Origin of the sequence: Amycolatopsis sp. CA-126428 (genome assembly GCF_002904335.1) — a bacterium.
Classification (GTDB): domain Bacteria; phylum Actinomycetota; class Actinomycetes; order Mycobacteriales; family Pseudonocardiaceae; genus Amycolatopsis.
This window is the reverse complement of the sequence record NZ_PPHF01000030.1, coordinates 452,868-471,294: the sequence shown is the minus strand read 5'-3', so window position 1 is coordinate 471,294 and position 18,427 is coordinate 452,868. Positions and strand designations below refer to the sequence as shown.

At 70.7% G+C, this 18,427-nt stretch carries 14 protein-coding genes; 5 read left to right on the top strand and 9 right to left on the bottom strand.

What is annotated here, in order from left to right:
* Positions 1 to 2: 2 nt before the first annotated feature.
* Positions 3 to 1,442: a GuaB1 family IMP dehydrogenase-related protein gene (locus tag C2L58_RS08900; RefSeq protein WP_103337044.1), complete on the top strand. Its 1,440-nt coding sequence runs from the start codon at positions 3 to 5 to the stop codon at positions 1,440 to 1,442.
* A 69-nt stretch (positions 1,443 to 1,511) separates the two neighbouring features.
* Here the strand turns inward: C2L58_RS08900 and C2L58_RS08895 are convergent, their stop codons facing one another.
* From C2L58_RS08895 to C2L58_RS08885, 3 genes are all read right to left on the bottom strand, one after another.
* Positions 1,512 to 4,595, bottom strand: coding sequence for an amidohydrolase family protein (locus C2L58_RS08895; RefSeq protein WP_103337043.1), 3,084 nt, complete (start codon positions 4,593 to 4,595; stop codon positions 1,512 to 1,514).
* 161 nt (positions 4,596 to 4,756) lie between these two features.
* The gene (locus tag C2L58_RS08890) at positions 4,757 to 6,049 is read right to left on the bottom strand and encodes a PhoH family protein (RefSeq protein WP_013229808.1); all 1,293 of its coding nucleotides are present in this window, start codon (positions 6,047 to 6,049) and stop codon (positions 4,757 to 4,759) included.
* Between the two features lie 460 nt (positions 6,050 to 6,509).
* Positions 6,510 to 7,286 (bottom strand): isoprenyl transferase, encoded by a 777-nt coding sequence (locus C2L58_RS08885; RefSeq protein WP_199191165.1) that lies wholly within the window; start codon positions 7,284 to 7,286, stop codon positions 6,510 to 6,512.
* Between the two features lie 113 nt (positions 7,287 to 7,399).
* Between C2L58_RS08885 and trhA the strand changes: the two genes are divergently transcribed.
* A complete protein-coding gene (gene trhA / locus C2L58_RS08880; protein WP_103337041.1) occupies positions 7,400 to 8,041 on the top strand; it encodes a PAQR family membrane homeostasis protein TrhA in 642 nt (213 codons plus the stop codon).
* Positions 8,042 to 8,161: 120 nt separating this feature from the next.
* Here the strand turns inward: trhA and C2L58_RS08875 are convergent, their stop codons facing one another.
* Together C2L58_RS08875 and C2L58_RS08870 are read right to left on the bottom strand one after the other, a co-directional pair.
* Positions 8,162 to 8,515 carry a hypothetical protein gene (locus tag C2L58_RS08875; RefSeq protein WP_103337040.1) on the bottom strand — a complete coding sequence of 118 codons (354 nt, stop codon included), beginning with the start codon at positions 8,513 to 8,515 and terminating at the stop codon, positions 8,162 to 8,164.
* Positions 8,516 to 8,710: 195 nt separating this feature from the next.
* On the bottom strand, positions 8,711 to 9,184 hold the full coding sequence (locus C2L58_RS08870; protein ID WP_103337039.1) for a carboxymuconolactone decarboxylase family protein: 474 nt from the start codon (positions 9,182 to 9,184) through the stop codon (positions 8,711 to 8,713).
* A 308-nt stretch (positions 9,185 to 9,492) separates the two neighbouring features.
* Here C2L58_RS08870 and C2L58_RS08865 point away from each other — a divergent pair, with 308 nt between their 5' ends.
* Complete coding sequence (locus C2L58_RS08865; RefSeq protein WP_103337038.1) at positions 9,493 to 10,281, top strand: DUF2382 domain-containing protein; 789 nt, start codon at positions 9,493 to 9,495, stop codon at positions 10,279 to 10,281.
* Between the two features lie 248 nt (positions 10,282 to 10,529).
* Here C2L58_RS08865 and C2L58_RS08855 read toward each other — a convergent pair whose 3' ends face one another.
* A complete protein-coding gene (locus tag C2L58_RS08855; RefSeq protein ID WP_103337036.1) occupies positions 10,530 to 12,419 on the bottom strand; it encodes an acyl-CoA dehydrogenase family protein in 1,890 nt (629 codons plus the stop codon).
* An 80-nt stretch (positions 12,420 to 12,499) separates the two neighbouring features.
* Positions 12,500 to 13,885, bottom strand: a complete 1,386-nt coding sequence (locus tag C2L58_RS08850) for a glycoside hydrolase family 28 protein (RefSeq protein ID WP_103337125.1) — start codon at positions 13,883 to 13,885, stop codon at positions 12,500 to 12,502.
* Between the two features lie 223 nt (positions 13,886 to 14,108).
* On the opposite strand from C2L58_RS08850, the gene C2L58_RS08845 reads away from it, so the two are divergent.
* Both C2L58_RS08845 and C2L58_RS08840 read left to right on the top strand, forming a co-directional pair.
* On the top strand, positions 14,109 to 15,005 hold the full coding sequence (locus C2L58_RS08845; protein WP_233225627.1) for a DUF6745 domain-containing protein: 897 nt from the start codon (positions 14,109 to 14,111) through the stop codon (positions 15,003 to 15,005).
* A gap of 17 nt (positions 15,006 to 15,022) precedes the next feature.
* On the top strand, positions 15,023 to 15,445 hold the full coding sequence (locus tag C2L58_RS08840; RefSeq protein WP_103337034.1) for a hypothetical protein: 423 nt from the start codon (positions 15,023 to 15,025) through the stop codon (positions 15,443 to 15,445).
* Between the two features lie 168 nt (positions 15,446 to 15,613).
* On the opposite strand, the gene C2L58_RS08835 is transcribed toward C2L58_RS08840, so the two are convergent.
* Together C2L58_RS08835 and C2L58_RS08830 are read right to left on the bottom strand one after the other, a co-directional pair.
* Entirely contained in the window at positions 15,614 to 16,171 is a 558-nt protein-coding gene (locus C2L58_RS08835) for a hypothetical protein (RefSeq protein ID WP_103337033.1), read from the bottom strand.
* Between the two features lie 85 nt (positions 16,172 to 16,256).
* Entirely contained in the window at positions 16,257 to 18,224 is a 1,968-nt protein-coding gene (locus C2L58_RS08830; RefSeq protein ID WP_103337032.1) for a thioredoxin domain-containing protein, read from the bottom strand.
* Positions 18,225 to 18,427 lie beyond the last annotated feature (203 nt).

The window sequence follows — 18,427 nt, the reverse complement described above, 5'->3', positions numbered from 1 at the left end:
TCGTGCGTTTCCTCGACGGCCATCGGCCTGCCCACGACCTGACCTACGACGACGTGTTCCTGCTGCCGAACCGTTCGGACGTGGAGTCCCGCTTCGACGTCGACCTCTCCACCGCGGACGGCACCGGCGCGACGATCCCGATCGTGGTCGCCAACATGACCGCGGTCGCCGGCCGCCGGATGGCCGAGACCGTCGCTCGCCGCGGTGGCCTGGTCGTCCTGCCCCAGGACGTCGATCCCGAGGCTGTCTCGGAGATCGTCGGCTGGGTGAAGAGCCGCCACACCGTGTGGGACACGCCGCTGGTGCTCACCGGCGGCGACGCCGTCGCCGACGCCCTCAACCTGGTCCACAAGCGGGCCCACGGCGCTGTCGTCGTCGTGGACGGCGAAGGCCGCCCGGTCGGCATCGTCGACGAAGCGGCCTGCGCGGGTGTCGACCGCTTCGCGCGGCTCGCCGACGTCGCGCAGCCCCCCGCCGTCGCGGTCCCGCTGACCACCCCGGCGCGTGAGGTCTTCGAGCTCCTGCACAGCCACGGCGCGAACCTGGCGCTGGGCCTGGACGCCGACGGGCGGCTCGCGGGCGTGCTGACCGCCGTCGGGTCGCTGCGCGCGGACATCTACACCCCGGCCGTCGACGACGCGGGCAGGCTGCGCGTCGCCGCCGCGGTCGGCGTCAACGGCGATGTCGCGGCGAAGGCCGAAGCCGTGCTCGGCTCGGGTGTCGACGTGCTGGTCGTCGACACCGCGCACGGGCACCAGGAGAAGATGATCGCCGCGCTGAAGGCCGTCCGGTCGGTGTCGCCGCAGGTCCCGGTGGTCGCCGGGAACGTCGTCACGGCCGAGGGCACGCGCGACCTGATCCAGGCCGGCGCCGACGTCGTCAAGGTCGGCGTCGGGCCGGGCGCGATGTGCACCACCCGGATGATGACCGGCGTCGGCCGCCCGCAGTTCTCCGCGGTCGCCGACTGCGCGGCCGCCGCCCGCGAGCTGGGCAAGCACGTCTGGGCCGACGGCGGGGTCCGCCACCCGCGGGACGTCGCGCTGGCCCTGGCCGCCGGCGCGTCCGCGGCGATGGTCGGCTCGTGGTTCGCCGGCACCTACGAATCGCCCGGCGACCTGCGGTTCGACGAGCAGGGGCGGCCGTACAAGGAGTCGTTCGGCATGGCGTCGAAGCGCGCGGTCGGCGCGCGGACGCGGACGGACAACTCGTTCGACCGCGCGCGCAAGGCGCTGTTCGAAGAGGGCATCTCGTCGTCGCGGATGTCCCTCGACCCGCAGCGCCCGGGCGTCGAGGACCTGCTGGACTCGATCGGCTCCGGCGTCCGGTCCTCGTGCACCTACGCGGGTGCGCGGACGCTCGAAGAGTTCCACGAGCGCGCGCTGCTGGGCGTCCAGTCGGCGGCCGGGTTCGCCGAAGGCCGTCCCCTCCCCGCCGGCTGGTGACCACGGTCGTGAGTGGTAATGAGGGTTCTAACCCGCATTACCACTCACGACAAGCCGCGGCAGACTTGTTCAGCCCGCGCAGCAGACGTGTTCCGACCACTCCGGAACGTGCCACCAGTGCTGCTTCTCCGCCGACCGGGCCGCGGGCGCCACCTCGGTGGCCGCCCGCTGCTCCGGCTGGTTCCGATAGGGCGCGAGCAACTCGCCGACCGTGTGCGGCACCCCGCCGACCAGCACGCTGCGGACGTTCGCGGCCGCCTTGATGTCCTGCAACGGGTTGCCGCTGACGAGCGACAGATCGGCGTACGCACCGGGCTTGAGCACCCCGATCCGGTCCTCGAGCCCCAGCCACCGCGCCGGGTTGCGGGTGGCGGTGGTGAGCGCCTCGTACGGCGTGAACCCGAACGCGACCATGGCCCGCAGGTTCTGGTGGGTGGAGACGGCCACGTTGTCCAGCGGGGAGTCCGTACCCGTGACCACGAACCCGCCCGCGCGGTGGATCCGCAGCACCATGTCGACGTTCCCGGCGAGGACCTGGCGGAGGTAGGCGTTCTCCGGGTTGCCCGCGGTGTCCGCCGTGGTCTTGAGCAGCTGGTACTCCCACGGCGGGAACAGGACCTCGGTGCGCTCGTCGGTCACGAGCGACTTGTCGTCCGCGTACAGCGCCCTGGAGGTGAACAACGTCGGCGTGATCGACATCCCCGAGCGCGTGAACAGGGCGATCGCGTCCTGGTAGGACCGGCCGATCCGGCTGACGGTGTGCGAGTACCCGAGCCGGTTGGTGGCACCGGTGTGCTCCATCGCGTCCATGCCGATGTTCGCCGCCGGGTACAGGTAGTGCGACGACAGCGGGATGCCCGCCCGGTGCGCGGCCCGGATCACCGCTTGCTGGTAGGCCACCGGAAGCCGGACGTACGTCTTGATCATGTCGTACTCGAGCTCGACCGCGCGGGACAGCTCCAGGTTCAGCTGCTCGGGCGACAGGGTCGGCCGCATGAAGTTGTAGTAGATCCGGGAGCCGTCGATGGCTTCCCCGGTGCCGAAGTACCTTGGGCCGACGCGGTTTCCGGATTCCAGGGCCTCGCGCGTCTCCAGCATCTGGTACACCGGGTCGCCGGGCGAGCGGGTGGTGGTGATGCCGTAGGACAGCCACAGCCTGCCCTGCCGGTCACCCCACTGCCGGCCGCGCAGGTGCCAGTGGTTGTGGATGTCGACGAGGCCGGGCATGGCGGTCAGGTCGTGCGCGTCGACGGTCCCCGGTGCGGCCCGGTGCGGCCGGACGTCGGCGATCCGGCCGCCGGCGACGACGATGTCGACGTCGCGCCGCAGCGTCCGGGCGACGCCGTCCCACGCCGCGCCGACGTGGATGACGGTCGGGTGCGGCGGGCGCGGGCGGGCCCAGGTGAAGTCGAGCCGGATCGTGCGCGGCTCGCCGCCGGTGATCTTCTGGGCCTTGAGCTGCCCCTTCGACAGGTACACGAGCGTGTCGTTCCCCTGCCAAGCCAGGGAATCGGTGACTTCGTGGGTGACCTGCCTCGGCGTACCGATCAGCCGTCCGGAGCCGTCGACGGGGGCGATCCAGGCGACGCTCTCGACCGTGAACGCGAGGTACCGGCCGTCGGGCGACCACAGTGGACCGTCGTCGCCGCGGGTGGCGAGCGACCGGAACGGCATCGGCTCGGCGTAGCGGAGTTCCTGGGTCTTGAGGTCGACCGTGAGGATCTGGCTCGTGCCTTCGCGGTAGCGCTTCGAGTACGGCTTGACCGCGGCCAGTGCGAGGACCGACCCGTCGGGCGACCAGGTGGGACGGCCCGGCATGAACAGCGGCGGCGTGACCTGCTGGGCCTTGTTCGAGGCGACGTCGAGGATCCACGTGGCGCCGTCCTGGTCGGCGTAGGCCACCCGGCCGCCGTCCGGCGACCACCGCGGCGCGACCTGGGCGCCCGCCAGCTGGGTGAGCACGGTGTCCTTGCCGGTGCCGAGGTCGCGCAGCCACAGGTCGGCGGTGCCGAGCCGGTCGCTCGTGTAGAGCAGCTTCGTCCCGTCCGGGTGGAAGTCCGGGTCGGAGCTGAAGTAGCCGTCGCCGATCAGCCGCTGCGGCCGGCCACCGCCGGCCGCGACGACGTAGATCGCGTTGAGGGCCCGGAACGCGATCCGCTTGCCGTCCCGGGAGACCACCGGTCCGGCGATGCCCCGGACGGGCTTCGGCGCGGCCGAGTCCAAGTCACGGACCCGCCTCCGGTAGGCACGCGGTGCCGTGGACACGCTTGCTTCGAACGGGATGTCCTTGACGGCGCCGGACCGTTCGCGCCGCCGGAGGTGCCCGTCGGCGGTGTAGAGCACGGCGGACCCGGACCAGTTCGCGGCGAAGCCGAAGACGTCCTCGCCCTTGGTCAGCTGCTCCTCGCCGAGCATGAGGTCCGCTTCGGCGCCCCGCAGCCGCAGGTAGCCGGGCTGCCCGCCGGGACCGAACGCGGGACCGTAGAACTTGTCGGTGCCGGTCGCGGTGACCAGGCGCGTGCGGGCGCCGGTGGCCACGGTGACGACGTCGATGGCGGCGTCGTTCACCGTGAAGACGATCTTCGTGCCGTCGGCCGACCACCGCGGCGACGCCTCTTCGTCCGGGGTGGACACCACCGTGCTGATCGCGCCGGAAGCGACGTCCAGCAGGTGGATGCCGTAACTGCCGTCGCGGTCGCTGCTGAAGGCGAGCTTGGTGCCGTCCGGCGAGAACACGGGCTCCCGGTGGTCGAACCGCCCGCTGGTGAGCTTGCGGGGCGCACCGCCGGCGACGTCGATGACGTACAGGTGGAAGTTGCCGTCGCGGTAGGACTGGAACGCGATCCGGCGGCCGTCCGGCGACCAGCTGGGGAGCGTGGCGTCCTGGAGGTCGTCGGTGAGCCGGCGGGCGCGACCGCCGCCGGCGGGCAGCACCCAGATCCCGGTGACCAGGTCGACCGCGATCCACCGGCCGTCCGGTGACAGCGCGGCGGACATGTTCGTGCCTTCCCGCAGCACGACGCCGTCGCGCCCGGCGTCCGGCAGCACGTCCGGTTCGGCCTCGGCCACCCCCGCCCCGGCCACGGTCAGGGCGGCAGCGGCTGCGCCACTTCGGACGAGAAGCTCACGACGAGAAAGGTTTTCGGGCCCCATCCGGCCAACTATGCCCAGCTCCGGAGCGACCGCATAGCGGCCGAGCGGGTTTTTCACCGGAAGCCTGACAACCGCGAAAACGCTTGCCGGGCACGGTGGTCCAGGTCGTGAGTGTTTAGGCGGGTTAGAACCCGCCTAAACACTCACGACCGGGCAGAGCGTCAGCCGTGGTCCTCCAGCATCTCGGTGACCAGGGCGGCGATCGGCGACCGCTCCGAGCGCGTCAGCGTGACGTGCGCGAACAGCGGGTGGCCCTTGAGCTTCTCGATCACCGCCGAGACGCCGTCGTGCCGTCCGACGCGCAGGTTGTCCCGCTGGGCGACGTCGTGCGTGAGCACCACCCGGGACGCCGTGCCGAGCCGCGAAAGCACCGTGAGCAGGACGTTGCGCTCCAGCGACTGCGCCTCGTCCACGATCACGAACGTGTCGTGCAGCGACCGGCCGCGGATGTGGGTCAGCGGGAGCACCTCGAGCATGCCGCGGTCGAAGACCTCGTCGAGGACGTCCTGGCTGACCAGCGCGCCGAGGGTGTCGAACACCGCCTGCGCCCACGGCTGCATCTTCTCGCTCTCGGACCCGGGCAGGTAGCCGAGGTCCTGGCCGCCGACCGCGTAGACCGGCCGGAACACCACGACCTTGCGGTGCTGACGGCGTTCCATCACCGCCTCGAGGCCGGCGCACAGGGCGAGCGCCGACTTGCCGGTGCCGGCCCGGCCGCCCAGCGAAACGATGCCGACGTCGGAGTCGAGCAGCAGGTCGAGCGCGACGCGCTGCTCGGCGCTGCGGCCGTGCAGGCCGAACGCCTCGCGGTCGCCCCGGACCAGCCGGATGCGCTTGTCCGCCGTGATCCGCCCGAGCGCGCTGGAGCTGCCCGCGAGCAGCCGCAGCCCGGTGTGGCAGGGCAGCTCGGCGAGCTCGTCCATGCCGTATTCGACCGGGTCGACGGTGCTGCCGCCGAACAGCGTGTCGAGCACGTCCTGCTCGACGTCGACGTCCGCCATGCCGGTCCAGCCGGACGGCGTCACTTCCTGCGCGCGGTACTCGTCCGCCTCGAGACCGACGGCCCCGGCCTTGACCCGCAGCGGGATGTCCTTGGTCACCAGCGTGACCGCCGCGTTCTCCGCCGCCAGGTTCAGCGCGCAGGCGAGGATGCGGTGGTCGTTGGAGTCGGTCCGGAACCCGGACGGGAGCACCGACGGGTCCGAGTGGTTCAGCTCCACCTGCAGCGTGCCGCCGTGGTCCCCGATGGGGAGCGGCGCGTCGAGCCTGCCGTACTGCCGGCGCAGGTCGTCGAGCATGCGCAGGGATTCCCGGGCGAACCAGCCGAGCTCCGGGTGGTGGCGCTTCGCCTCCAGTTCACTGATGACGACCAGCGGAAGCACGACAGCGTGCTCGGCGAACCGAGTGACCGCCCACGGGTCCGAAAGGAGGACCGACGTGTCGAGCACGTACATGTGCTGCTGGAATTCGGGCGAGGTCGAGACTTTCTCCGGGCCAGGAACGGCACCGGTCGAAGAGCGGCCAGAGGCCTTACGGGGCAAACGCTGCGCAGTCACGACGGCATCTCCCTCGAGGGCGTGTGCACCTCACGCCCGCACTCGCTGGGCCGGGCACCTCCCTGGCTGGACCACTCCTCCTGACCTCCTGCGTCAGGTGGTGCGGCCACGAGGGCCGGGTGCCGGCCCCCTCGAGCGTCTCGTGGGCGGCTGTGCCGCCCCCTCGATCACCGCCACGACCAGGGCCTCCCGCGAGGACCCGCACGGAACGCGCGCCCTCACCTCGGAAGGTACCCACGAATCCGGCGTCGCGCAGGGAGCCAACACGGTGATTCGCCAGATCGTCACCTCACCGTCGGTCGCCCGAAATCCACCCTGAGTGTCATTCAGGGCTGCTGACCAGCGGTTTTTCCGGTGTCTAGGAGCCGAACCGGCGGTGCCGCCAGGCGTAGTCGCGGATGGCACGGAGGAAGTCGACCCGGCGGAAGGCGGGCCAGTAGGCCTCGGTGAACCAGAACTCCGAGTGCGCGGACTGCCACAGCAGGAAGCCGGAGAGCCGTTGCTCGCCCGACGTGCGGATGATGAGGTCCGGGTCCGGCTGGCCTGAGGTGTAGAGGTGCTCGGAGATGTGGTCGACGTCGAGGATCTTCGCCAGCTCGTGAATGGACGTTCCCTCGTCGGCGTGCTGCCGCAGCAGCTTGCGCACGGCGTCCGCGATTTCCTGGCGCCCGCCGTAACCGACCGCGATGTTGACCTCCATCCCGCTGCGCCCTTCGCTCCGGGCGGCGGCTTCGCTGAGGCGCTTGGCGACCTCGGCGGGCAGCAGGTCGAGCGCGCCGACGATCCGCAGCCGCCACGCCGTGCCGGGGGCGGCGAGCTCGTCGGTGACGTCGGTGATGATCTTCAGCAGCGGCGTGAGCTCGTCCGGGTCGCGGTTGAGGTTGTCGGTGGACAGCAGCCACATGGTGACGACCTCGACGTCGGCCTCCTGGCACCAGCTCAGGAAGTCCGCGATCTTCTTCGCCCCGGCGCGGTGGCCGTCCGAAACGTCCGCGAAGCCCGCTTCACGAGCCCACCGGCGGTTGCCGTCGAGCATGATGGCGATGTGCCGGGGATGCCGCCCGGCGGCCTGCTGGATGAGGCGCCTGCCGTAGGCGCTGTACACGACGTCGGACAAGAAGGAGCGAACACTCACGTCGAGTCAGCCTACGCACCCGGTGTGAGGCGTGTGACTTGAGCACCGCGGGAGAACCTACGCTGTCGTAACCTGGATGTGTGAGCCTGACGACGGAACCACCCGAGCCCGTAGTGGACCTCCGCCCCCGGCTGCGCGGACACATCCACTTCTGGACGTTCTTCGGCGCGCTGGTCGCGGCGGCCGCGCTCATCACGCTGGCGGCGTCCACAGTGTCCCCGGTCGCCGCGTTGGCGACGTCGGTCTACGGCCTGACTGTGCTCGGCCTGTTCGGCGTGAGCGCGCTGTACCACCGGCGGTTTTGGAGCCCCCGGGCGTACAAGTGGATGAAGCGCGCGGACCACTCGATGATCTTCTTGTTCATCGCTGGGACGTACACGCCGTTCACGCTGCTGGCGATGTCCAAGCCGACCGGGTACGTGATCCTGTCGATCGTCTGGGGCGGGGCGATCGCCGGTGTGGCGCTGAAGATGCTGTGGCCCAATGCGCCGCGGTGGCTCGGGGTGCCGATCTACATCGCGCTTGGCTGGGTTGCGGTGTTCGTGTTCCCCGAGCTGGCCACGCATGCCGGGGTCGGTGCGCTCGTTTTGTTGTGTGTCGGCGGGTTGTTCTACACGCTCGGTGCGGTGTTCTACGCCGTCAAGTGGCCGAACCACTGGCCTGAGACCTTTGGTTACCACGAGTTCTTCCATGCCTGCACTGTGCTGGCTGCTGTGTCGCACTACATTGCCATTTGGTTGGCTATGTACGCCTAGGTTCTCACAAAAGCGCGGCCACTCACTCGTCATCGAGTGAATGGCCGCGCTTTTCTTATTAGATGAGCCGTGGATGGTTGGTGCACACTCAATCAACCAGCCGGCGGCTCTTCCTTTCGATCAGCCGGCCGAGTTGCCGTTGCAGGCGACGTAGGACGGGTTGTGGTCGACCGTCAGCAGCTCGAGCGGGCCGTTCCACTGCCAGGGCAGCAGGCACGCGTTGTCGAGGATGCTGATGCCACCGTGACCGCCGCCGGTGGAGTTGTTGTTGCAGGCCGCGTACGACGGGGCGTGGCCCGCGTGCAACAGCTCGAGGGGACCGTTCCACTGCCACGGTGCCGCGCAGAGGTTGTCGCCGATGCTGATGCCGCCGCCCGGGTGGTGCCCGCCGCCCTCACCGGCGGATGCCGGCGCGGCAACAGCGAGCATGGCGCCACCGATGACTGCGGCTGCGAAGAGCGTCTTTTTCATCATGATAAAATCATCGGGCGATATCCGGTCGTCCTTTATCGACATCACCCGATGGTTTGGACAACCTCACCCGTCCCGGCGATCAACCGGCTTGCGCCAGGCGGGATTCGGTCCACTGTGCCACGTTGAGGGGTTACACCGCCGTGAGGTTGTCACCATTGAAGCTGGTCCCGCGCCCCACGGCAGGTGAACGCTCCCTCAGCCGAACATCCCCGGCTGGTACTCGCCCGCCGGGTTGCGGACGATCACGTTGAGCCGGTTCCACGCGTTGATCGTCGCCACCAGCGCGATCAGGGCCCCGATCTGCTCCTCGTCGAAGTGCTTCCGCACCGCCGCCCACGTCTCGTCGCTGACGCCGGTGTGCGTGTCCGCCAGGCGGGTGCCCTCCTCCGTCAGCGCCAGCGCCGCGCGCTCCGCCTCGGTGAACACCACCGCTTCGCGCCACGCCGCCACCATCGCCAGGCGGACAGCCGTCTCGCCGCCCGCCGCCGCGTCCTTCGTGTGCATGTCGAGGCACATCCCGCAGCCGTTGATCTGGCTCGCGCGGATCTTCACCAGCTCCTGCGTCGCCTTCGGCAGCGACGACTCTTCGACCGGGCGCGACGCCGCGATCAGGCGCTTGACGAACTTGCCGGTGACCTCGTTCTCGAACATGTTGAGCCGCGCTTCCATGGCCGTTCCCCTTTCCTCGTCTGCTTCACCCCTCTGACGACCCGGACGCCATCGTTGTGACAACGCCGCGCGTGACGCCGGTCACGCGAAATCCAGGTCCACACCTTCGCGTCCGCGCCAGGGCGGCCGGTCACGCCGGCGGCACCGCGCCCGACCTGCGGGACCCACCCCTCCTGGCCCGCTGGAGACGCTTCAAACGATCACGATCAGGGGTCACCCACGGGACCACCACGACGGTTGCCGTGCGCACCGGTGCGGCCGACCGTGGATCGCAGACAAGGACTCAACGTGGAAGGAGCACGACCGCGATGGCCAGGACCATGCAGCCCCAAGAACTCATCGACAGCGCCGTGGTCGACCCCGAAGGCAACAAGATCGGGAAGGTCGGCAACGTGTACCTCGCCGACGCGACGCACCAGCCCGAGTGGATCACCGTCAAGACCGGCCTCTTCGGCACCAAGGAAAGCTTCGTCCCGCTCTCCGGCGCCCGCACGGACAAGGACGGCATCCACGTCCAGGTCGACAAGGACAGCGTCTCCGAGGCGCCCCGCATCGACGCTGACGGGCACCTTTCGCCCGAAGAGAGCACGCAGCTCTACCAGCACTACGGCCTGCCGGTGCCGCGCACCTCGGCGGACGGGCGCACGGACGGGCGGTCGGACCGCCGGGCGGACGGGCGGACCGACCGCAGCCCGGCCGCCATGGGCGAGCGCGGGAAGCGCGACGACCGCGCCGCCATGACGCGCTCCGAGGAACGGCTGAACGTCGGGACCGAGCAGGTCGAGACCGGGCACGTGCGGCTGCGCAAGTACGTCGTCACCGAAGAGCAGCAGGTCACCGTGCCGGTGCGGCACGAAGAGGTGCGCATCGAACGCGAGCCGATCACGCGCGGCGACGGCACGGCGGCGGAGATCGGCGAGGCCGAGCAGGACGTCGTCCTGCACGCCGAGAAACCCGTGGTGCGCAAGGAGACCGTGCCGGTCGAACGAGCGCGGCTGCGGAAGGAGACGGTCACCGACGAGCAGACCGTGTCCGGCAAGGTCCGCAAGGAGCAGTTCGACGTCACCGACGACGACCCGAAGCACCGACGCTCCTGAAGGCTCCCGGACGGGTGGCTGGTCCCCGATACCGGCCACCCGTCTGGGTCACACCGCTGTGGCCGCGCTGGGCGGTGATCGAGAACATCGTGCCGCCGCTCAGCACCGCGGTCGCGGCGGCGAGCGCGAAGTGCCGGCCGAGCACCTTCCGCAGCGAACCCACCTTGGCCATGGCGATCACTCCGGGCGTTTCGCCCGCCCGAGCCGCTCTCCCCCGCCCTACCAGGGAAAACGTACAAAACCGCCGATCAGGACACCAGCATCGGCGCCGCGAGGAACTGCTCCGGGATCGCGAACGCGTCCACCAGCGTGCGCGCGTGCGGGCGCAGCTCCGAGCACAGCCGGTTCACCGCCGACGTGACGGCCTTCGCGCGCGACGCCGTCAGGCGGCCGTGGCCCAGGAACCACGCCAGGTCCTCTTCGATCGCCGACAGCGCGTACAGGTCGCAGACGCGCTCGAGCAGCGTGCGGGCGTCCGGATCGTCGCAGCGCTCGATGGCCGCCGTGAACGCCTCCAGCACCAGGCGCTCGACGTGGACGCGGCCCGCGCGCAGCACGTGGTCCTGCGCCGAGTTGAACACGCCGAACGGGTCGGCCGCCGCCTTGCGCAGGCGCTTCGCCACCCCTTCGACGACGTGGTCCTCGCGGTCCTCGAACAGCCGCAGCTGCCACTCTCGGCGGAAGAACACCTCCGCGTCGGACCCCTCGGTGAGTGACTCGAGCGCCTTGCGCACCGACGTCCGCTCCAAGAGCGTGTTGACCACCTGGTCGGTGAAGAACCGGGCCGTCGCCAGCGGCGAAAGGTCCTCGAAGTCCTGCTTGTAGCTGGTCAGCAGGCCTTTCGCGACCAGCTGCAGCAGCACCGTGTTGTCGCCTTCGAACGTCGTGAAGACGTCGGTGTCGGCCTTCAGCCCGGGCAGCACGTTCTCCGCCAGGTAGCCCGCGCCGCCGCACGCCTCGCGCGCGGTCTGGATCGCCGACGTCGCGTGCCACGTCCCGAGCGCCTTCAGCCCGGCGGCGCGCGACTCCAGCTCGCGCTGGTCCTCTTCGGCCGCCGACGCATCGATGTCGTGCAGCTTCGAGACCAGCTCTTCCTGCGCGAAGTGCAGCGCGTAGGTCTTCGCCAGCGCCGGCAGGAGCTTCCGCTGGTGGGCCAGGTAGTCCAGGACGACGACCTCGTCGCCGTCCGGCTTCGCGAACTGGCGGCGGAACTCGCCGTAGCGGATCGCCAGCGTCAGCGCGCGTTTCGTGGCGCTGCCCGCGCTGCCGGCGACGCTCACCCGGCCGCGGATCAGCGTGCCCAGCATCGTGAAGAAGCGGCGGCTGTCGCTCTCGATCGGGCTCGAGTACGTCCCGTCTTCGGCGACGTCACCGAAGCGGTTCAGCAGGGCTTCGCGTGGCACCCGGACGCCGTCGAACGCCAACCGTCCATTGTCGACGCCGTTCAGGCCCGCCTTCGGCCCGCAGTCCTCGATGGACACTCCGGGCACCGGCTTGCCGTCGTCGTCGCGGATCGGCACGAGGAACGCGTGCACGCCGCGCGATTCGCCGCCGGTCACCAGCTGCGCGAAGACCACCGCCAGCCGGCCGTCGCGGGCCGCGTTGCCGATGTATTCCTTGCGGGCCATCGCATCCGGCGTGTCGAGGACGAACCCGCCGTCGGCGAAGGTCGCCGTGGTGCGCAGGTGCTGGACGTCGGAACCGTGCCCGTGCTCGGTCATCGCGAAGCAGCCCAGCACGTCGAGGTCCATGATCCCGCGCAGGTACCGCTCGTGGTGCCGCTCGGTGCCGAGCAGCTGGACGGCGCCGCCGAACAGGCCCCACTGGACGCCGGCCTTCACCATCAGCGACAGGTCGCCGTAGCCGAGCATCTCGAACGACGTCACCGAGCCGCCGACGTCGCCACCGCCGCCGTACGCCGGGTCGAAGCCCAGGCCGGGCCGGTCGGTCTCGGCGAGCGCGCGCAGCTGGTCGAGCACCTGGGCGCGGTGCGCCTCGATGCCGAGGTCCACCGGGTCCCGGAACTCCGCACCGGCCATCTGCGCCCGCACCCCGCGGCGCAGCTCGGCCCAGCGACCGTCCAGGACGGCGGTCAGTGCGTCCGGGTCCACCTTCGAGGGCACTTCGGGGACGTCCACGGCTACCTCCGGAAAGGACGAACGGCAGGCTTCCTACTCGTTGGTAGTAAGCCTGCCGCAGCGCCGCCGATCCCGCAGGTTCAGATCGGCTTGCCGTTGACCGTCACATTCGTGAAGCGGGCGTTGTCCACGTACTTCAGCGTGTTCGACGTGTCGGCCACGCCCTTAAACGTGGAGTTCGCCACGGCGAACCCGTGCACGTGGGCGTTCGAAAGCCCGCTGACGTCGAACGCCTTGCCGGCGATCTTCGTGCTCGAGCAGTTGCTGATCGTGAACGGCCCGAACGACGGGACGAAGCTGCCGGTCTGGCTGTTGTACGTGGACGTCACGTACACGAAGTTCCGCGCGAAGGTGCCGGAAACGCTGTCGAGGTTGATGTTCTCGGAGAACCCGCCACGCAGCGTGTTGGACTTCACGTACAGCGCGAACTTCGTGTCACCCTTCACGGTGAGCTTGTACGCGTAGACGTTGCGGATCCCGCCGGTCTGCTCGCTGCCGCAGGTGATCGCGCCCCAGTTGCCGTTCATCACGCAGTTCACCACGACGAGGTTCTGGCACGGGACGTTCACCCGCCGCCCGTCGGCGTCGCGGCCGGCCTTGATGGCGATGTTGTCGTCGTGCGCGCCGAGGGTGCAGTTGGCGATGACGACGTGGTCGCACGACTCCGGGTCGCAGCCGTCGGTGTTGCTGTGCGCGGTGCTGGGGTCGGTGCTGACGCCGTCGACCGTGACGTTGCGGCACAGCGTCGGGTGCAGCTGCCAGAACATGGAGTTCTTCAGCGTGACGCCCTGGATCAGCACGTTCTCGCAGGCGTACGGCTCGACGAACGCCGACCGCATGGTGTGCCCCGAGCCCGGCACCACCCGCTTCTCCGGCGCGGTTCCCTTGGCCACCAAGGATTCCAGGTACGCCCGATCGCTGCCCTTGTTCCACGACGACGTGGCCGCCGCGTCGAGGGTGCCGCTGCCGGTGAGGCCGATGTTCTTCTCCTGGTAGGCGTAGATCATCGGCGAGTGGTTGACGCACTCGATGCCTTCGTAGCGCGTCAGGACGTTCGGGAACTTCGCCGCGTCGCCGCTGAACTTGAGCACCGAGCCGGATTCCAGGTGCAGGTCGACGTTGCTCTTGAGCCGGATGGCGCCGGTCAGGAAACTGCCGCCGCCCGGCACGATCACGTGCCCGCCACCGGCCGCGGCGCACGCCTCGATCGCCTTCGCGATCGCCGCGGTGTTGTCGGTCTTGCCGTCGTTCTTCGCGCCGTAACCGGTGATCGGGAAACTGCGGTCCGGGAAAGTGGGAATCGTCGTGTTCGCGACGATGTCGTTCGCCGCCGGCCACGGGAGCACGGGAACGTCGATGCGGGGCGCCGCCGAGGCCGGTGAGATGGGCAAGGCCGGGAGCAGCGGCACCGCCGCCACCGCGAGCCCGCCCTTGATCAGCTGCCGCCGGGTGAACCTGCCGTCCATGGACACGTCCTTCACGAGAAAGACCTGGTGCGACGGCGGAACCGCGGCACGGACCGCGGGCACGACGAACTCTAGGCGCGAAAGTGGCTCCAGGTCCAGGCTTGCGCGATCGGCGAAACGGCTGTCATGATCGCCGCATGTCGATTCGAAAGGGCGTGCGCGCCCTCGCTCGTTGAGCGCCTCGCGGCCGCCGAGCCGCCCGCTTCCCGATATTTCCGCGTGGTTGAGCCACGCCTTCAGCACGTATTCCGCGGATCGTCCCGCGGCCGAAGACGCCATCACCCGGCTCTACGCGCTGCTCGGCGAGCCGCCGCCGTCGTTCGTCTGGGCGCTTTCCCCGAACGCCGCCGTGCCGCCGTCCGTGTCGGTCGAGCCGGTGGAAGCCCGGTTGGCGACGCGGGTGTCCGCGCTGCGACGACGCTGGGGCGACGTCTCACCGGAGGCGCGGCAGCTCGTCAAGGAGCCGGCCGGCCTGATCCGGGCCGCCATTCCGCGTTCGCTGGGCCTGCACTGGTACGGACAGCAGGACACCTATTGGGTGACACCCGGCTCGGGTGACCCGGAGCTGGAGCTGTGGGCGACCCTGGTGCGCTCCTGCGGCTGGTGGTGGCCGCGTGACGGCGTCTGCGTGATCGCGGAACGGCCGTTGGTTCTCCGTCTTGACGACGAGGGCCGGCTCCACAGCGCGACCGGGCCCGCGGTGGTCTACCCCGACGGCTGGGGCGTGCACGCCTGGCACGGCACGCGGGTGCCGTCCTGGGTGATCGAAGACCCCACCGCGGAGCGGATCAACCGCGAGTTCAACGTCGAGGTGCGCCGCTGCGCGGTCGAGCACCTCGGCTGGGCGGCCTACATCGAGCAGGCCGGGCTGCGGATCCTGAGCCGGGCGCCCGATCCCGGCAACCCGGGTTGTGAACTGCGGCTCTACGACCTGCCGCCGCAGAAGTGGCACGCGCCTTCGCGGCTGCTCATGGCGGTGAACGGCTCGGTGGAGCGCGACGGCACCCGCCGTCGCTACGGGCTGCGCGTGCCCGCCGAATTCGACCATCCCCTCGACGCGGCCGGCTGGTCGTACGGGCTCACCGGAGCCCAGTACGCGCGCCTGCAGCGCCGGACCTGACTTCCTGAGGTGATCGCATGTTTCTTGCCGAACTGCTCGACCGGACCGGACTCGACGTCCTCGACCACCTGGACCGCCAGGTCACCGTTCCGGTGATCGACGGGCTCCAGGCCCAGGGTGACCTGATCGTGCTGCCGCTGGGGTTGCTGGGGTGGGTGCCCCGGGACTGGTGGGAGCTGCCCGCGGAAGGGCGCGAGCTCGTGCGCGGCGAAGCGGGCAACAACCCGCACACGCTGGTCGCGGACCGCGGAACGTGCCGGATGACAACGTGGCTCAGCGACCCCGAGCGGCTCGCGATCGCGGCGTTCGAGAACACGGCGCCGGCGTGGTTGATCCACCCGGAGCACGGGGCTACGGGGATCGCGCCCGGGGCCTGGTTCGTGCGGCGGCAGCGGGAGCTGGGCGCCGGGTTCCGGAAACCGGTGCTGATCGCGGACTGAGGGGGTGGCCCGGGCCGCGGGGTGCCGCCGAGGGGGCAGCACCGCGCGGCTCGGGCCGGATCCGGGCGCCGTGGGGTGGCGGCCACCCCACGGCCCAGCCCGGATCCGGGGACCGCGGCTCAACCACCGCCCGAACCCCGGGGTACCGCCGAGGCGGCACCCCGCCAGTCAGCCCAGGTCGGGCCCCTTCGAGCGCAGGTCGTCGACCTTGGTCATCGCTTCCCGCAACTCGCCCAGCCAGCTGTCCGCGTGCTGGCCGACCAAGCGCACCGCCCAGGCCAGTGCGTCCGAACGCGACCGCGCCACGCCCGCGTCCACCAGCGTGTCCAGCACCAACCGCTCCGGCTGGCGCAAGCGCGTCATCACCGGTGCCGAATGCGTCGTGAACAGGGCCGTCGTGCCGCCCAGCCGGGCACCCCACGCCACCTTGCGCTGGTAGCGGTGCTCCGCCTGGCGGGCGATCTCGATGCGCTCGTCGCGCGTCTCCTCGCGGTACCTGCTGATCCGGCCCTCTTCGGCCGCCGCGCGGGCGGCGTCGTCCGCGTGCTCCTCCGTCAGCGGCGGGAGCTCGCCGACCACGATGATCTCTTCGCGGTCGACCGTGACCTCCGGTGCGCCCGTGAACCAGCCGTCGGGCAGGCGGCCGCCGAACCAGGCCGCCGCGTCCTCTGCCGGCGGGACCTCGCCCTGCTGCCAGCCCCGGCCTCCGCGCCATCCGCGTCCCATGTCGTACCTCCGGATTACATGATTACATCGCTACCGAAGTTACGCCGAAAACACGACCCCAGACACCGCGTTCACCCAGGGCGAATCAGAGCTGGGCGGTGAGCTCCTCGGCGGACGTGACGGGACGGTCGCAGACGTACCCCCGGCACACGTACGCCGCCGGGGCGCCGTCGACCAACGGACGGTCGGCCAGCAGCGGGACGCCCGGCGCGTCCGGCTCGCCGGCCAGCACGATGCCGCCGCCGTGCACGCCCCGGGCCGCCGACAGCCGCAGCGCGGCGTCCGAGCCCACCACCGCGACCTGCACCGGGCCGGCCTGCAGCGCTTCGGCCACCGACAGCCAGTGCCCGGCGAACCGCGGCACCCGCCCCGCCAGCACCCCGGCCCGGCTCAGCGCCCGCTCGGCCGCCTCCCGGTACCGAGCCGAATCGGCGTGGCCCGCGAGCGCCGACGCCGTCAGCAGCGCCCCGGCCAGCGCGGACGCCCCCGACGGGCTCGCGTTGTCGCCCGGGTCGGCCGGGCGCTGGACCAGCGTCTCGGCGTCGTCGGCCGTGTCGAAGTACGCGCCGGGGACGTCCGGGGACGCGAAGTGCGCCAGCGCCAGGTCGAGCAGCCGGGTCGCTTCGGTGAGCCACTTCGCCTCGCCCGTGGCCTGGTGCAGCGCCAGGAAGCCGTCGGCGACGCAGGCGTAGTCCTCCAGCACGCCGGCGGATTCGCCGACGACGCCGTCGCGCGAGCTGCGCCGCAGCCGTCCGCCGACGACGTGCACCCGCAGCAGCAGATCAGCCGCGGCAGCGGCCCACTCGATCCATTGTGGACGATCCAGCGCGACGCCCGCCTCGGCCAGCGCCGTGATCGCCAGGCCGTTCCAGGACGCGATCACCTTGTCGTCCCGGCCCGGCTGCGGCCGCTTCGCGCGCGCCTCCAGGAGCTTGACGCGCATCTGCTCCGGCAGGTCGCCGAACAGGCGCAACGTCGAGGCACCCTCCTCGAAGGTGCCTTCCTCGGTGACGCCGAACAGCTCGGCGGCGGAGTCGTCACCCACCACCTCACGCAGCTGCGACGGCGTCCAGACGTACGTCAGGCCTTCGACGCCGTCGGTGTCCGCGTCCAGCGAAGACGCGAAGCCGCCTTCGGGCGTTCGCAAGCTCTCGAAGAGGAACTCCGCCGTTCCGGTGGCCACCCGCAACGCCGTCGCCGAGCCGGTGCGCCGCCAGAGGTGAGCGTAAAAGCGCAGGAGCAACGCGTTGTCGTACAACATCTTCTCGAAGTGCGGCACGATCCACTCGGCGTCGACGGAGTACCGCGCGAAGCCGCCGGCCAGCTGGTCGTACAGGCCACCGCGGGCCATCGCCTCGGCCGTTTTGTCCACAAAAGACAGTGCCACCGCGGAGCCCGTGCGTTCGTGGTGGCGCAGCAGGAACTCCAGGACCATCGACGGCGGGAACTTCGGGGCGCGGCCGAACCCGCCGTTGACGTCGTCCGCCTCCTGCTGGAGCTTCCCGACGGCCCCGGCGAGCACCGCTTCGTCCACCACGGACTCCTTGAGCGGCCCGGTCTGCTCGGCGAGGTGCGCGACGATCTGCTTGGCGCCGTCCAGGAGCTCGTCCGGCCGCTCCTGCCACGACTGGACGACGGCGGCGAGCAGCTGCCGGAACGACGGCATGCCCGGCCGCGGCGACGGCGGGTAGTAGGTACCGCAGTGGAACGGCTCGCCGTCCGGGGTCAGGAAGCAGGTCATCGGCCAGCCGCCCTGGCCGGTCATCGCCTGGGTGGCGGCCATGTACACCGCGTCGATGTCGGGCCGCTCCTCGCGGTCGACCTTGATGTTGACGAAGTTCGCGTTCATCAGGGCCGCGGTCCCGGCGTCCTCGAACGACTCGTGCGCCATGACGTGGCACCAGTGGCAAGCGGCGTAGCCGACCGAAAGCAGGATGGGCACGTTCCGCCGCTTCGCCTCGGCGAGCGCTTCGGGACCCCACGGCCACCAGTCGACCGGGTTGTCCGCGTGCTGGAGCAGGTACGGGCTGGTCGCGCTGGCGAGGCGGTTCATGTGTCCAGGGTGGCACCCGGGAAAACCGGGCGCGCGGCAGCCGCCGGAAATCTCGCGGGCCGCGGCAACCTTTCCGGCGCCGGCGGCAACCCAGGGTCGCCCGGCCACGCGGTCGGCGTCAGAGGCAGCGACCGAAAGAGAGCACCGACATGTCCCCTCGCCCACCCACGCCGTCGCCGGCGTCCCCCGCCGGCGGCCGTGGC